General features: G+C 31.8%; 1 protein-coding gene. It reads left to right on the top strand.

Going from position 1 to position 708, the window contains the following annotated elements; genetic code table 11:
* Positions 1 to 539 (top strand): hypothetical protein (locus MUW74_RS03995; RefSeq protein ID WP_243553089.1); only part of this gene is annotated, 539 nt, incomplete at its 5' end.
* Positions 540 to 708: the final 169 nt, after the last annotated feature.

Genomic DNA, 708 nt, shown 5'->3' on the forward strand with positions numbered 1-708 from the left:
TGAAACTTGATAACCAACATCACAACTTGTATAAGTTATCCAAAAACCTAGCAAAAAAGATACCGTTTTTTGAAAAAAAAGATATAAACCTTGAGCAAGCGCCATTTACCTATGAGGTAAAGAAACATACACTTGATTACTTAAAATATAAAGATGATTTTGGTTCCTTGACTTGTTGGTTATATCAGATTGTATTGCACCTAGATAGATGTGATAGCGAGGAGAAAGAGGCTTATTTTAAGGGTCTTCGTGCATTTGCTGATTACCTACAAATTGATGATGTGCAATTTTTCGAATCTATACATCAACTTCCAGAATCTATAAATCTAAATAGTTTATGTAAACTTTCCGATTGGTTAAAATACTATGAGGGGCATGATCACAAAGAATATAGCTATCTTCCTGCGTATCCTTGGGATTACCAATTTTTATCCAGTATCTCAAAAAATGAATTTGAGCAGTTATGTAAGCTTGCTAATTGTTTACAAATCGAAGGTTTGGAAAAATATTTATCAGATTTTGAAAGCTATATCGAGTAGTCTATTCACGAGAATGGTGCATAATCTATTTTTGGGGATTCTTTCAAAAATGATGTTCGTTCAGCTAATCGTATCAACTTAAAAGCTATATTTTATTGATTATTAGCTATAGTAGTATGTTAAAAAAAGCACAACGCATTTTGGCCCTATTGCCTGTGCTATTTATGAT

Source organism: Candidatus Cardinium sp. cBcalN2 (genome assembly GCF_022810445.1).
Taxonomy (GTDB): domain Bacteria; phylum Bacteroidota; class Bacteroidia; order Cytophagales; family Amoebophilaceae; genus Cardinium.